At 63.8% G+C, this 14,621-nt stretch carries 14 protein-coding genes; 10 read left to right on the plus strand and 4 right to left on the minus strand.

What is annotated here, in order from left to right; genetic code table 11:
- The first annotated feature begins 145 nt into the window (after nucleotides 1-145).
- Nucleotides 146-1,111, plus strand: a complete 966-nt coding sequence (locus EBB56_RS20710; RefSeq protein ID WP_124805222.1) for an ABC transporter substrate-binding protein — start codon at nucleotides 146-148, stop codon at nucleotides 1,109-1,111.
- 138 nt (nucleotides 1,112-1,249) lie between these two features.
- On the opposite strand, the gene EBB56_RS20715 is transcribed toward EBB56_RS20710, so the two are convergent.
- From EBB56_RS20715 to EBB56_RS21955, 4 genes are read right to left on the minus strand one after another with little or no spacing between them, the layout of a single operon-like run.
- The gene (locus EBB56_RS20715; protein WP_124805223.1) at nucleotides 1,250-2,398 is read right to left on the minus strand and encodes a metal ABC transporter solute-binding protein, Zn/Mn family; all 1,149 of its coding nucleotides are present in this window, start codon (nucleotides 2,396-2,398) and stop codon (nucleotides 1,250-1,252) included.
- Nucleotides 2,399-2,438: 40 nt separating this feature from the next.
- A complete protein-coding gene (locus EBB56_RS20720) occupies nucleotides 2,439-3,341 on the minus strand; it encodes a metal ABC transporter permease (RefSeq protein WP_108132148.1) in 903 nt (300 codons plus the stop codon).
- Entirely contained in the window at nucleotides 3,342-4,061 is a 720-nt protein-coding gene (locus EBB56_RS20725; RefSeq protein WP_045993493.1) for a metal ABC transporter ATP-binding protein, read from the minus strand.
- Nucleotides 4,061-4,201 carry a hypothetical protein gene (locus EBB56_RS21955; RefSeq protein ID WP_181248609.1) on the minus strand — a complete coding sequence of 47 codons (141 nt, stop codon included), beginning with the start codon at nucleotides 4,199-4,201 and terminating at the stop codon, nucleotides 4,061-4,063. Before EBB56_RS21955 ends, EBB56_RS20725 begins: the two co-directional genes overlap by 1 nt.
- A 247-nt stretch (nucleotides 4,202-4,448) precedes the next feature.
- On the opposite strand from EBB56_RS21955, the gene EBB56_RS20730 reads away from it, so the two are divergent.
- From EBB56_RS20730 to cas6e, 9 genes are all read left to right on the plus strand, one after another.
- Complete coding sequence (locus EBB56_RS20730) at nucleotides 4,449-4,997, plus strand: outer membrane beta-barrel protein (RefSeq protein WP_052704403.1); 549 nt, start codon at nucleotides 4,449-4,451, stop codon at nucleotides 4,995-4,997.
- 275 nt (nucleotides 4,998-5,272) lie between these two features.
- Entirely contained in the window at nucleotides 5,273-5,644 is a 372-nt protein-coding gene (locus tag EBB56_RS20735; protein WP_124805224.1) for a hypothetical protein, read from the plus strand.
- Between the two features lie 56 nt (nucleotides 5,645-5,700).
- Nucleotides 5,701-6,285 (plus strand): DUF4202 domain-containing protein, encoded by a 585-nt coding sequence (locus EBB56_RS20740; protein WP_045993490.1) that lies wholly within the window; start codon nucleotides 5,701-5,703, stop codon nucleotides 6,283-6,285.
- Nucleotides 6,286-6,465: 180 nt separating this feature from the next.
- A complete protein-coding gene (gene cas3 / locus EBB56_RS20745) occupies nucleotides 6,466-9,147 on the plus strand; it encodes a CRISPR-associated helicase Cas3' (RefSeq protein ID WP_124805225.1) in 2,682 nt (893 codons plus the stop codon).
- A gap of 406 nt (nucleotides 9,148-9,553) precedes the next feature.
- A complete protein-coding gene (gene casA / locus EBB56_RS20750) occupies nucleotides 9,554-11,251 on the plus strand; it encodes a type I-E CRISPR-associated protein Cse1/CasA (RefSeq protein ID WP_124805226.1) in 1,698 nt (565 codons plus the stop codon).
- A complete protein-coding gene (gene casB, locus EBB56_RS20755) occupies nucleotides 11,248-11,940 on the plus strand; it encodes a type I-E CRISPR-associated protein Cse2/CasB (RefSeq protein ID WP_124805227.1) in 693 nt (230 codons plus the stop codon). Before casA ends, casB begins: the two co-directional genes overlap by 4 nt.
- 63 nt (nucleotides 11,941-12,003) lie before the next feature.
- Complete coding sequence (gene cas7e / locus EBB56_RS20760; protein ID WP_124805228.1) at nucleotides 12,004-13,074, plus strand: type I-E CRISPR-associated protein Cas7/Cse4/CasC; 1,071 nt, start codon at nucleotides 12,004-12,006, stop codon at nucleotides 13,072-13,074.
- A 10-nt stretch (nucleotides 13,075-13,084) separates the two neighbouring features.
- Complete coding sequence (gene cas5e / locus EBB56_RS20765; RefSeq protein ID WP_124805229.1) at nucleotides 13,085-13,897, plus strand: type I-E CRISPR-associated protein Cas5/CasD; 813 nt, start codon at nucleotides 13,085-13,087, stop codon at nucleotides 13,895-13,897.
- Nucleotides 13,897-14,610, plus strand: a complete 714-nt coding sequence (gene cas6e, locus EBB56_RS20770; protein WP_124805230.1) for a type I-E CRISPR-associated protein Cas6/Cse3/CasE — start codon at nucleotides 13,897-13,899, stop codon at nucleotides 14,608-14,610. The genes cas5e and cas6e overlap by 1 nt, the downstream gene beginning before the upstream one ends.
- The last annotated feature ends 11 nt before the right edge of the window (nucleotides 14,611-14,621 follow it).

The following is a 14,621-nucleotide window of genomic DNA, read 5'->3' on the forward strand; positions in this document are numbered from 1 at the left end:
ACGGGCCTCTTAAGACTGGTCCAGCAAAGGACTTCTGGCAAACAGGTAAGTGCGGTGCCGTGACCCAGTCGTTGAAGGCGCGTTCTTGAGGCGGTGTGCCGAGCCGGTATGGTTGATGGCTTCTACAGCTATCGACAGGTGAACCATGCGACACCATTCCATGCCCTTGGCCCTGGCGGCCTCGATTGCGCTCGCGGCTTCCTTCGGCGCCCATGCTCAGGACCAGGAAGATGCCCAGGTTCGTTTTTCCGTGCCCGCCTGGCCCGGTGTAACGGTCAAGACGGCCCTGGCATCCACCCTGCTCGAGACCCTGGGCTACGAGCCGGTCCAGGAAGAGCTGGGCTCCACCATCACCTATCAGGCCCTGCGCCAGGGAGAGCTCGACGCCTTTCTGGCGGCCTGGTTGCCGGCCCAGCAGGGCATGTACGACGCCAGCTTCGAGGATGGCGAGTCCAAGCTCGAGGACCTTGGCAACAACGTCGACGGTGCGCGCCTCGGCTTTGCCGTACCCACCTACGTCTACGAAGCCGGCGTGAAAACGGCGGAGGATCTGGACAAGGAAGAGTTTGCCGACAAGCTGGACCGCACCATCTATTCCATCGAGGTGGGCTCCGGCATGAGCGACTCGCTCAACAGCGCCGTGGATGAGGACACCTACGGTCTGGGTGACTGGAACCTGTCCGAGACCTCGACGCCAGGCATGCTGAGCGCCGTGGACGCGGCGATCGATCGTGAAGAGTGGATCGTGTTCGCCGCCTGGACCCCGCACTGGATGAACATCGAGTTCGACGTGCGTTATCTGGATGACCCCGAGGACATGTGGGGCCCGGAAGGCGGCCGCAGCGACGTGCGCACCCTGGTGCGCAGCGAGTTCGCCGAGAGCCACCCCAATGCCACCCGTCTGCTCGATCAGCTGGTGTTTACCGCCGATGACCAGAGCGCCATGATCCGTGGCTTCAGCTACGAAGAGCGCGAGCCGGAGGAGGTTGCCGTCGATTGGCTGCGTGAACACCCCGAGGAGACCAAGGGCTTCCTCGAGGGGGTCACCACGCGCGACGGCGAGGAGGCCTGGCCCGTGGTGCGCGATGCACTGGAGATCCCCGAAGCCTGATGTCGGTTGCCTCAAGCGTCGACTGAAGACCGCCGTTTGGAGCGAAAGATGAAAGGACCGCCCCAGGGCGGTCCTTTGTTTTCTGCAGGTCGACAGGACGGCGTGTGGCGTCCACTCGAGCTGTCGAGAGAGGCAGGATCAGTGGTCGTGGTCGTGGTCGTGGTCGTGGCCATCGTGGCTATCGTCATGACCCTCGGCATCGACCAACCCCTGATGCAGCACCTCGGCATTGTGCAGGATCATTCCCAGGTAGTGAGACGTCATCCCTTCTTCGGACAGGGCGCCGTTGTAGAGTGAGCCGGCGATGGGCACGCCGGTTTCCTCGGACAGTTGTTCCATCAGCGCCGGGCTGGACATGTTCTCGACAAACAGCGCCGGAATCTGGCGTTCACGGATGACGTCCACCATGCGCGCGATATCAGCCGCTGACGGTTCCGCTTCGGTGGACAGACCGACCGGCGACAGGAAGTCGATGCCGTAGGCCCGAGAGAAGTGGCCGAAGGCGTCGTGGCCGACGATGACCTGGGCGTGTTCCGGCAGGTCGTCGAGCAGCGCGAGCACCTGGTCGTGGGCCGCCTGGATATCCTCCATGTAGCTGTCGGCCCTGGACGCGTAGTGCTCGCTGTTGTCAGGGTCGACGGCGATCAGCCCGTCGCGGATATTGGCGACATAGATCAGTCCTGCCGACAGGTCGAGCCAGGCATGGGGGTCGTACTCGCCATGGTCGTGGCTGTCGTGATCATCGTGGCCGTCGTGATCTTCATGGTCTTCATGGCTGTCGTGATCACCGTGGCCGCCGTGCTCTTCATGGCTGTCGTGCTCTTCATGGCTGTCATGATCGTGGCCATCGTGCTCTTCATGATCGTGCTCTTTATGGTCGTGTTCGGCCCCTTCCTCTTTCTGGCGATGCAGCGATTGGCCGCCATAGGCCAGCAGCGGCACTCCGTCCGTGGCGACAACGGTCTTGCCCTGATAGCCGCTGGCGTCGAGCAGGCGCGTCATCCAGCCCTCGAACTGCAGGCCGTTGAGCACCACCAGGTCTGCCTCGGCCAGGGCCCTGGCGTCGGTCGGGCGAGGGGAGTAGACGTGGGGGTCGCTGTCGGGGCCGACCAGTGAGGTGACCTCGACCCTGTCGCCGCCGACGTTGCGTACCATGTCGGCCAATACACTGAAGCTGGCGACCACCTGGGTGGACTCGTCTGCCACGGCCTGGGGGCCAAGGGCGAGTCCCGTCAGGGCAATCCAGGCGTGGCGTTTGACGAAGGCATGAGGCAGTGACAGTGGCATGGACGTTGATCTCCGGTTGGTCAGGGGACGGCGGGGCGCGTCAGGCGTGGTCGTCGGCGCGCAGCGGTGTGGCGCGACGACGAAGGCGAGCAGAAAGACTGTGCTGGCGGCCAAACAGCGCCGACAGCAGATAGGCCACACCGGCCAGCAGGATGATGGCCGGTCCAGAGGGCAGGCTCAGGTGGTAGGAAATCAGCAGGCCACCGAGGCTGGCGCCCAGCGCGATCACCACCGACAGCACTATCAGGCCCTCGAGGCGCGTGCTCCAGAAGCGAGCGGTGGTGGCCGGCAGCATCATCAGACCGACCGCCATCAGCGTGCCCAGGGTCTGAAACCCGGCGGTAAGGTTGAGCACGACGAGCCCCAGGAAGACACCGTGGACCAGACCGCTTCTGGTGCCTTGGCTGCGCAGAAACAGCGGGTCGAGGCATTCCACCACCAGGGCGCGGAAGATCACCGCCAGGGTGATGACGATCAGGCTACTGATGCCGGTGATCAGCACCAGGGCGGTGGTGTCCACCGCCAGGATGGAGCCGAACAGCACATGGGTCAGATCGACACTGCTGCCGCCCAGGGCGACCAGCATGACCCCGGCCGCCAGCGAGATCAGGAAGAAGCTCGCCATGGCCGAGTCTTCCCGGTGGCCGGTGAGCTGGGACACGCTGCCGGCCAACAGCGCGATCAATAGCCCTGACAGCATGCCGCCAAGGCTCATGATGGGCAGCGAGAAACCGGCCATCAGAAAACCCAGCGCAACGCCGGGCAGGATGGCGTGGGACATGGCGTCGCCGATCAGGCTCATGCCGCGCAGCATCAGGAAGACCCCCAGCGGCGGCGCCGCCAGCGACAGCGCCAGGCTGGCCAGCAGTGCACGGCTCATGAAGGCATAGTCGAAAGGGGCGATCAGCCACAGGTACAGGGTGGAAAGCAGCGAGTCGAGCATTCAGACAGATCCAGGAAAGGTCAGCGGCAGTCGAGGTGGGCGGGTCAATTGACCGGTGTGACGCTCCACCAGCGCATCCGGCGTGGCCCAGCGGCCGTGGCCCTGGGACAGGATCAGGACGTCATCGGCCAGGCGTGCCAGTTGCTCCATGTCGTGCAGCACGATGATCAGGGTCGCCCCCTGTTCGGCCATCTCGCGCAGCACGTCCATCAGCATCTCGACGGTATCGACGTCGACGTTGGCAAAGGGTTCATCGAGCAGCAGCAGTTCGGCTTCCTGCATCAGCGTCCGGCCGATCAGGGCTCGCTGGCGCTGGCCTCCGGACAGCTCGCCCAGCGGGCGGTGGGCCAGCCGCGAGATGCCCAGACGTTCCATGATCTCGCGCCCACGGCGATAGTGAGCGGCGCAGTAACCCTTGAAGGCACCGTGGCTCGGCCAGGTGCCGGTCATGATCAGTTCCTCGACGCTCATCGGGAAGCTCAGGTCCAGCGCCAGCTGCTGCGGCAGCCAGGCGCGGCGCGCCGCCGGAACGGCGCATTCGACGCGGCCCGCGACCGGCGTCAAGTTGCCCATGATGGCCTGGATCAGGGTGCTCTTGCCGGCGCCGTTGGCGCCGATGAGCGCGGTGATGGCGCCATCCTGAAAGCGCCCCTCGAGATGTTCGAGCACGGTGCGCCCGCCGCGTGCCAACTGCAGATCATGCAAGACGAGGCGTGACATCAGTGCCACCATCCGGCGGACCAGGACACCGCCAGCCACAGTGGCAGCAGGGGAATCAGCACCAGCATCAGTCGGCGCCGCATGGACAGGGACATCAGCGAGAAGTGGCAAGGCCCTTCGGGGCGGTGACGATGGGTCATGCAGGATAGCTCCGGGGCAAATCGGTCGAGCAAAATGGTTGAAAGTTATAACATAACAATATCTGGGATTCCACGACTTCCCTCCCTCGGGCCATCCACTTGAGGTAGCCGCCAGAGCGTTCGAGGCAGGCGTGGAACTTTCCTACAATCGGTACTGCAAAGAATGTCTTCCCACGATAGACTGAAATAAGGTGTCAGGTGTGCCTGGTCTCGCACAACAGGACAACGTTTCTACGGAGTTTTCAGGATGTCACGGATATTGCGGCGGATGGCGCTGGTCGGGGCGGCCCTTGGGCTGGCCCTGCTGACGTCGACCCACTGCGTGGCGGGCGGCAGTACCGGCTTGTACGTCGGTGTCGGCGCCGGCCAGATGCAGGGCGATGACGACTTTGACGACGAGGCGTCGGCGGCCAAGGTCTTTGCCGGCTACAACTTCGGCTGGCTGCCCTTCCTCGACCTGGGGGCGGAGCTGTCCTACCTCAACGGCGGTGAGCTCGACGGTGAGGTCGACGGCACCTCGGCACGGCTCGAGGTGGAGAGCCTGCAGGCCATGGGCATCGCCGGCTTCAGCTTTGGCCCCTTCGGCGTCTACGGCAAGGCCGGCATGGCGGACTGGGACGCCGACCGCAGCGGCAATGGCCTGAACAAGGACTATTCCGGCACCGACCCGGTATTCGGGCTGGGCGCCCGGGTGCAGCTGTTCGATGTGACCGGGCGTCTGGAGGTCGAGCGCATCGATGCCGACGAGATCGGGCACGTCGATAGCCTGACCGGCAGCGTGGTCTATACCTTCTAGCCTGGTGGGTGCGACTCAGGTACCGGTTTCCATCAGGTGCGTTCTACCCCGCAGGGCCGACGCCAAAGCGTCGGCCCTGCGCTGTTTTGTCGTCACGTATCGGCCGTTGGTACTAGTCGATTGACGATTTTTCGTCGGTTCAGAGGACGTTCTGCACAAAACGTGATGTAGGTCATGCTGATTGTGTTGTAAGTGATTACGCACACAAAGGTCAGTCAAAGGGGGTAGGGGAGGAGCAGTATAGAGTATGAATATCTTCCTGCTCGGTGCTCCCCATGCTCACGCTGCCCCACCGGTTCCCACGGCTGCCCGCCCTGTCGACGGAACCTCGCCGCATTTGTCGATGGATGGCGCTTCTCGTGCTGGCCCTGCTGGCGCTGGTCAGCTTGGTGCCCCATGGCGTGCCCGTCGACCTGGCTATCTGGGCCGGGGTACTCAATGCCATGCTGTTGCCGAGCATGGATCTGGTGCTGGGTGTATTGCTCGAGGGGCTTCGCCCGCTGCTGACCTCCCTTGAGCGTCCGTGGACGCGCCTCCTGCTTGTCGTTTTGGTTGCCGCCGCGATGTGGTGCTTCGCCATCTTTCTGCTGCCGCTGGCGCTGGCCTGCCGTCATCTGCGCGGCCATGGAGCAGCGCAAGACTACTGAGATGGCCGTCAGACCGTTACCATGATGGCAACGCATCGACGCCATCGAGGAATCCCATGACGACAACGCCCTTCGACCAGGCCCAGGCAAGGCTCGACGCCCTGCATGCCGAGGACCCTCGCCGCGTGGAGGTGGGCGGGGCGTCACAGCCCCAGGAGCTGTGGCACGCTGGGCGCATGAGCGCCTGGCTCGAGCGACTCGATCCCGAAGCACCGGAGCTGGTGCAGCTTGCCGTGCACAACCAGCACCTGAAACGCTGGGAGGTGCCGCGCAGTGACTATGAAGAGGGCCGCATCGGCTATTTGACCTGGCGACGTGACCAGGGCAAGCGCGCCGGCCAACTGGCGGCGGAGGTGATGCGCACCTGCGGCTACAGCGACGCTGACGCCGAGGAGGTGGCGCGGATGATCCGCAAGCAGGGACTGGGGCGCAACCCCGGCACCCAGGCGGTGGAAGACTGCGCCTGCCTGGTGTTCCTCGAGAACTACTTCGCCGACTTCTCGCGTCAGGTCGATCACGACCACCTGATCCGCATCGTCCAGATGACCTGGAAGAAGATGTCCCCCGCCGCCCACCAGCTCGCATTGGGCCTGCCCATGAGCGACGAGGCCCGCGCCATCGTCGAGGAAGCGCTGGGGTAGCCGTAGTCCCTCTGCGGCGCGAGCCCTGAGCTGGCTTGGCCAACCGTCTGCCCGGGGCGCACGGTCATCGATGGGGATGTATCACCCGCCTGACCGTCAGAAAAGTCGGAACTTCGTCGCTGTCAAAGCTTAGCGCTCTAAATTGTGCCACAGTGAACATGTGGGCCAAGGAGGGCGCTGATGAACTACTTTCGCTATTGGGGCAAGGCCAGAGCCGAAGCGGGCGGAGAGCCCTGCCACCTATTGCCCTTTCACAGCCTCGATGTGGCGGCGGTCGGTTGGCAACTGCTGGCCCCGGAGAGGCCGCTTTCCCGGCACTTGGCATCCCGACTAAGACTCGATCCCGTCTCCCTGAGAACTCTGCTGGTCTTCGCCCTGGGGCTTCATGATCTGGGCAAGTTCGCCCGTTCCTTTCAAAGCGTTGCCCACGTCGATGGGGTTGAGCTTGTTCAACCTGTCTCGCGATTTACCTATTCGATTGAGGCCCGTCACGACCGGCTTGGCGCGGCGCTGTGGCGAGATAACTCCACTGACTGGGCTCGCGATGGCGCGCTGGGAGACTGCCCACTCCCCGAGGGGCGCCGAGAGAAACGAGCCGCAGTCAGTGCCATGGGGCTGCTCATGGCTCCGATGTTTGGCCATCATGGAGTGCCGGTGCAGGCGGGTAACCTGAATGTCGACGCCCACTTTACCGGCGATGAGACCAGCGATGACGTCCTGGCCGCCAAGGCGTTTGTCGCGGATTGGGCGGCATTGTTGCAGGTGTACTGGCCGCTTGAACGGATGCAGGGCGAGGACTTCGCGCGTCAATTGGCGCAAGCAAGCTGGGTGCTGGCGGGGTGGGCCGTGCTAAGCGACTGGGTCGGCTCCAACCGGGACTGGTTCGCCTATCGCTCTACCCCCATGGCGCTCGAGGACTATTGGTTTAACGAAGCGCTACCCCGCGCGCAGCAGGCGCTGGATGCGGTGGGGCTCGCTGAGTCGCCGCGACCACTGGCCTACGCCGGGATGGCTCCCTGGTTCTCTACCAAGGCGGTGACGCCGACGCCGTTGCAAGCGGCGGCCGAGACCCTTGTGCTCGCCGACGGCCCGCAGCTCTACATCCTTGAGGACGTGACCGGAGCGGGCAAGACCGAGGCCGCCTGTATCCTGGCCCAGCGGCTTTTGCATGCCGGGCACGGCGAGGGGCTCTACTTCGCGCTGCCCACCATGGCGACCTCCAATGCCATGTATCAGCGGATGGGCCCGTTGCATCGACACTTCTTTCATGAGGACTCGCGGCCATCGCTGGTGCTGGCCCACGGTGCGCGCGAGCTTAACGACGACTTTGCACGTGCCCTGGGCGCTGTTCAGCCACGAGAGCATCGCTACAGCCGGGAAGAAGACAACGCCAGCGCCCAGTGCAACCGTTGGCTGGGTGACTCGCGCAAGAAGGCGCTGCTTGCTGACGTTGGTGTCGGCACCATCGATCAGGCGCTGTCCGGCGTACTGCGGTATCGCCATCAATCCCTGCGTCTGTACGGCTTGGCACGCAAGGTGCTGATCGTCGACGAGGTTCACGCCTACGACGTCTATATGCAGACGCTGTTGCATGAACTGCTGCGCCACCATGCGCGCATGGGGGGCAGTGCCATTCTGCTGACCGCTACGCTACCACTGGCCTCGCGCCAGGCGCTGGTGCACGCCTGGAGTGAGGAGGTGGATGGCAACGAGCGGGAGACACGCAAGACGGATTTTCCATTGCTGACGACGGCGCGGCGCGAGGGAGTCGAAGAAATCCCCATCGACACCCGCCCTGAGGTCGAGCGGGAAGTGGGCTTGCAGTGGTTATGCGAAGAAGGGGAGGCCGTCGAGGCTGTGCTGGCCGCAGTTGACGCCGGTGAGTGTGTGGCGTGGGTACGCAACACCGTCGATGACGCCCTGCGTGCCTTCGATGTCATTTGCCAGCGGCATCCCGACTCCGAGCGCTGCCAGTTATTTCATAGCCGATTCGCTATGCAAGACCGTCAACGTATCGAGTCCGATGTGATCCAGCGGTTGGGAAAGCACTCAACGGCCCAGGAAAGGGCCGGACGAGTGATTATCGCCACCCAGGTATTCCAGGAGTCCCTGGACTGTGACGTGGATCTGATGATCAGCGATCTGGCGCCTGTCGATCTGCTGATTCAGCGTGCCGGTCGGCTGCAGCGCCACCAGCGCGTCGAGCCACGTCGCGCTCCCACCCTGATGGTGCTGGCACCCAAATGGACTGATGAACCGGATGCCCTGTGGCTAAGGCGGGCGCTACCCGGCACTCAGGCGGTCTATTCCGATACGTCCCTGTGCTGGCTGACCCAGAAGGTGCTACGTGAACGGGGCGCCATCCGTATGCCCGGAGAGGCGAGGGCACTGATTGAAGGCGTCTATGGTGCCAGCGCCGACGAGGTGCCGGATGAGCTGCATCAAGCCCGCTTCGAGCAAAAGGGCGAGGACAGGCGTGCCGGGAGCGTGGCGCTGTTCAACGTATTGGCACTCAACGAGGGCTACGGTGATGACAGCGATTGGTCATCGGAGCTGGAGTTCGGAACCCGGCTAGGCGATGAGCCTAGCGTCAATCTGGCGCTGGTGGAGCGGGTCGACGGCGAGCTGCGTCTGTACGCCCACGGCGAGCGACACGTAGCCATGTTGAGTCAGCTACGGCTGCGCGAGAGCCAGGTGCGACGCCTGGCCGAATTGCCGGAAACATGGATGCCCCAGTGGCAGTCCCTGGTCGCACGGTATCCCGCGCTGCGTTTTATTCAGCCGTGGTTGGTGGGAGGGGATAGCGACGCGGATTACAGCGCAAGCCGCGGGCTGGTGTTCTTGGCGAACGGAAGGCCATAGGCCTGCGCCTGCAGGAAACGTAGCTCCGAGCGGCTATGCACCGGGTCATCCCGGCACTTGCGGGAAACCTGCGTATTGTCTCATCTCGACAGTATCCAAACATTTCGGAGATGGGCTAGCATGAGATGTATATTAAATATTAACAATAAAACTAAATGTCTTTTATCTGTTTGTTTTTTTAAATGGTTTTTTCTTTTTGCGTGTCGGTGGCGTCTATGCTGCTTGTCAGAGGTAGCTGAGAGCGGTGGCACTGTGGTGCATGGGTTGCGCTAGTTGCTTGATGAGCTGGACGCTTGGGACTAGATGACCATGGTTGGGCGATGGCTGCTGAGAGGGGTGTTTCTGTGGGTGCTCAAGAAGACGTGTCATTGGGTAGTGTCGATCATCCTGCGAAGGAGGTAGGGCAATGAGCTTGCTGTACGCTGATTGGTTGCCGTTTCGTTATCAGGAGGGGCAGCTTCGCTATCGCTCGATCGAGGCGATCCTTGACCCCGAAGTGGTGGATCTGGCGCTGCCTCGGGAAGACTTTCAGGGGGCGGCCTACCAGTTTCTGATCGGCCTGCTGCAGACGGCGCTGGCCCCGACCGATATCGATGATTGGCTGGATGGCTGGGCCGAGCCTCCTGGTGTGGAGGCGTTTCGCGCGCGGCTCTCGCCGCTGGCGCCGGCGTTCTCTCTATTCGATAACTGCGGTAATGGTCCGCGCTTTATGCAGGACCTGGACGCCCTGGAGGACGTCAAGCCCTCGCCGGTGGCGGGGCTATTGATCGACTCCCCCGGCGCCAACGGCATCAAGCTCAATACCGACCATTTCGTCAAGCGTGGCCGGGTCGAAGCGATCTGCCCTGATTGCGCCGCACTGGCGCTTTTCACCCTGCAGATCAACGCGCCTTCCGGCGGCGCCGGGCATCGTGTGGGACTGCGCGGCGGCGGCCCCATGACCACGTTGGTGATGCCCGACGATCAGAGCGCCAGTCTATGGCAGCGACTGTGGCTGAACGTGGTGCCCGGCTTGGGGCGGACGCAAGGTAGCCATGACGGTCCGGTGTGTGCCAATGACGCCAGCCTGTTTCCCTGGATGGGGCCCACCCGCACCAGCGAGACCAAGGGGGCCATCCTTGTCCCCGAGGACATGCATCCGCTGCATGCCTACTGGGCGATGCCCCGGCGCTTTCGACTGATCGAAGAGCAGCGCGCTTGCACCTGTGACCTCTGCGGGCGCGACAGCGACAGCAGCGTCCGTGAGGTGCGCACCAAAAACTATGGCGCCAACTATGACGGGCCCTGGCGTCATCCGCTGACCCCCTACCGCCGTGATCCCAAGAAGCCCGCCGAGCCGCCGTTGTCGCTCAAGGGCCAGCCTAGCGGCATCGGCTATCGCCACTGGTCCCATCTGGTGCTGCGTGACGACACCGGAAGCGGCGCGCTGCCCGCACTGACGGTGGCCGACTATCTAAAGCACAAGGCCCATGCCGTCAGCCAGGCGCGCAAGGACGGTGAGGCGCTCGACCCGCTGGCCAGACAGGCCAGGCTGTGGGCCTTCGGTTTCGATATGGACAATATGAAGCCCCGCTGCTGGTACGGCGTGCAGCTTCCTCTGCTGGCGGTGCCGGTAGAGCGCCAGGCCGTGCTGCGTGACTGGGTGGTGTGTTTTACCGAGCTGGCGCGAGAGGCAGTCAGCGAGACCCGCCACTGCCTCAAGGAGGCCTGGTTCAATCGGCCAAAGGATGCAAAGGGGGATCTGAGTCAGTTGGACGCCGAATTCTTCGATGCCACCCAGCCGGCGTTCTTTCATGCGCTGACCGAGTTGGTCGAGGCGCTCAAGGATGACCGCTGCCAGCATATGCCCAGCCCTGCCGCGAAGGCCTGGCACGCGGCCCTCAGACGCGAGGCACTTGGGCTGTTCGATGCCCGGGCGCTGAGCGGTGGTGAGATGGATAAGCGGCTGATGCGCGCAGTCAAGGCTCGCCGGACGCTGGTGTACTGGTTTGGTGCCGGTAGCAGGGCCAAGTCGGTACGTAAGTTTTTCGAGAAGGGCGACTTTCTGCCCAACGAGGCGTTGCCCGAGGATGGGGCCTCGCTCCTAGAGGAGAATCCCGCATGACCGATATCGCCAGGCAAGCTGGCGCCGGTGAGTCCGCCACGAAAGAGGATGTCTGGCCGCTGACGGCCCAGGAGGCCCGGATCATCCGACGCTGGTGGATCAGGTTGACCCAGACCCAGCCGGCCATCGAGGCCATCAAGGTTGCCGAGGGTTGGCCAGAAGGCGCGGACACCCGCCCCTTCCCCAACGGTGTCCGCGCGCGCCTCAGGCGCTGCGCCACCCCCGAGGCGGCGATGCTCAGTGAAGGTTTTCGCCTGCTGTGGAGCCAGCGAGAACTGCTTGTCGACTCTGCGTGCGAGCCTCGCCAGTGGCGGGAAGAGGCGCTTTTGCGCTGGGCCTGTATTGCCCTGGTGCTCGCTGATCTGCGCAGCGAGCAAAGCGAGAGTGGCAAGAATAAAGGCCCTCGTCCGCTGGGGGAGTGCCTTGGCAGCAAGAATCCCAGCACCGACCTGCCCATGATGAGCGAGCTGCGCCTGGAGCGACTGATGCGGGTACGTGATCCCGCCGAGCTTGCCATGCGCCTTCGTCGGGCGCTGGGGCTGGTCAGGCAGCGAGGCGTCTGCGCGCTTTCCATCGCCAGGCTGGTCGCCTTGTGGTTCAGCGAACAGCGCTCCGAGGCGCCTGCGCAGCCCACCCGACGCTACGCCTTTGTGCTGGCCAATGACTACTTCAAGGCGTCGGGGCGCTAAGGCCGCTGGCAGCCGTTCTTGAACGCCTCGCGTACTTTCGTTTCACGTGAAAGGAATCCCTCCATGAGTCATTTTCTGCAACTGCACCTGTTGACCTCCTACCCGCCCGCCAACCTCAACCGCGATGAGCAGGGGCGCCCCAAGACCGCCATGATGGGTGGCGCCCAGCGGCTTCGCGTGTCGTCCCAGAGCCTCAAGCGCGCCTGGCGCACCAGCGAGCTGTTCGAAGAAGCGCTGGCGTCCCATATGGGCAAGCGAACCAAGAGAATTGGTGTCGAAGCCTGCAAAAGGCTGATGGACCAGGACATCAAGGAGAAGCAGGCCAATGAGTGGGCCGCTAGCATCGCCACGGTTTTCGGCAAGGTCGAAAAAGGCGCCTTGGAGACGGGGCAACTCGTCCACGTGGGGCCGGAGGAGTGGAGTGCGGTAAACGCGCTGGTCGATACATTAGCGCAAGAACAACGGGCGCCCACCAAGGAAGAACTGGATCTGTTACGCAAGCGCCCCGCCGCCGTCGATATCGGCCTGTTTGGCCGTATGCTGGCGGAGCATCCCTCGTTCAACGTCGAGGCGGCCTGCCAGGTGGCCCACGCCATCACCGTTCATGCGGCCGAAGTGGAGGATGACTACTTCACCGCGGTGGATGACCTGAACACCGGTGATGAGCATCGCGGTGCCGCCCACGTGGGCGAGGCGGGATACGGCGCTGGCCTGTTCTATCTCTATCTATGTATCGATCGTCGGCTGCTTGAGGAAAACCTCAACGGTGACAAGGCCCTGGCGGACCAGGCCATCGTTGCACTGACTCAGGCGGCGGCGCGTATCTCGCCCAAGGGCAAGCAGAACAGCTTTGGCTCGCGGGCCCAGGCCAGCTATGTGCTGGCGGAGAGCGGCGACCAGCAGCCGCGTTCTCTGTCGGTGGCCTTTTTGCGCCCGGTGCGCGGGGAAGATATGGCCGGGCAGGCCATCACCGCTCTGGAGCAACAGGTAGAGGCCTTCGATGGTGCCTACGGCCCGGGGGCAGATCGTCGTTTCGTCCTTTGCGCCGTGCCGGGTGTTGAAGCGGCCAAGCTGAGCGGCGCCGAGCGCGGCAACCTCGACGGCCTGACGCGCTTTATCACCGAACAAGGCTAAGGAGCTGGCAATGACCGACTACCTGGTCTTTCGACTCTACGCGCCACTTGCGAGCTGGGGGTCTCCAGCGGTGGGGGAGCGCCGCCCCAGCGCGGACCATCCTGGTCGCGGCGCGTTGTTAGGCCTTATCGGCGCCGCCATGGGAATCCGCCGTGACGACAGCGATGCCCTTGCACGGATCGACAAGGGGCTGGCCTTCGGCATCCGCCAGCGGACGTCGGGCACGCTGCTGCGCGACTATCACACCGCCCAGGTGCCCTCGAGTGAGCGTAACGTTCGCCACCGCACTCGACGCGACGAGCTCAGCGGCCCCGGTCATCGACTCAACACCGTACTGTCGACCCGGGACTATCGCTGCGACGGCCTGTGGACGGTGGCCGTCTGGCTCACACCTGAGGCCCAGATATCGCTCCAGGAGGTGGAGCAGGCGCTGTTGACGCCGCGCTTCGTGCTTTACCTGGGGCGCAAGGCCTGCCCACTGGGGGCACCGCTGGCGCCGCGCATTGTGTCGTGTCGCCATCTCAAGCAGGCGCTCGATATCGACTTTCCCGCGCTCACGCTGCGCCCAGGCGACCTGGCGCAAAACGCCCGTGACTCGGCCAAGTCAGATGCCGCCAGGCGGGAGGTGAGTGCGCTGAGCCTGACGGGGGCGGACCAGTACGTCTGGGAAGGCGAGGCTACTTTTCTGGATGGCAACGAGGACGGGGTGGAGGCCAATCACGTCTGGGATCAACCGCTCGATCGCCAGCGCTGGCAGTTCGGCGCGCGCAGCGAGTTTAGCCGTACCCAGCAAATCGACCGTACCTCAACGGAGGCGCACTGATGTACTTGTCGAAGGTTCGACTGGACCTCAATCAACTGTCCCGTGAGCGGCTGTTCGCGATCATGGAAGGCAACGCCTATTCGGCGCACAAGCTTCTATGGGAATTGTTTGCAGACGATGACGAAACGCGCGACTTCCTGTTCCGTCAGGAGCTGGAAGAAGGCGAGTCGCCTACCGCCATCAAGGGACTGCCGCTGTTCTACGTGCTGTCGCGGCGCCTGCCTAAGACCTCGCTTGCCCACCTGGAGGTGACGACCCAGGCGTTTTCCCCGCGCCTCAGCGTCGGCCAGACCCTGGCCTTCCGCCTACGCGCCAACCCTACCGTGGCCAGGTGCGGCAACGGTGAAGGGCGTTCTCATCGCTGCGACGTGCTGATGGATGCCAAGCGCCGGTTTGCCAAAGAGCAGCGCTCAAGCACCCAGTGCATCGAAGCGATGGACCAGGCGGCCAGGGACTGGCTGCTAAAGCGAGTCGACCGGCTGGGTGTCGACATCGATACCGACACCCTGGCGGCGGGGAGCTACCGCCAGCACCTGTTCTACAAGACGCCTGACGGCAAGGAAAAGCGAGGGCGAGAGGTCCGCTTTTCCAGTGTCGACTACGAGGGCCGACTGACGGTGACCGATCCCGAGCGATTGCTCGAGACCTTGTCCCAGGGGCTTGGCCGGGCCAAGGGCTTCGGTTGCGGCATGTTGATGGTGCGTCCGGCGTAGATCAGATCGGC

It is taken from the genome of Halomonas sp. YLB-10, assembly GCF_003856855.1.
In the GTDB taxonomy this organism is placed as follows: Bacteria; Pseudomonadota; Gammaproteobacteria; order Pseudomonadales; family Halomonadaceae; genus Halomonas; species Halomonas litopenaei.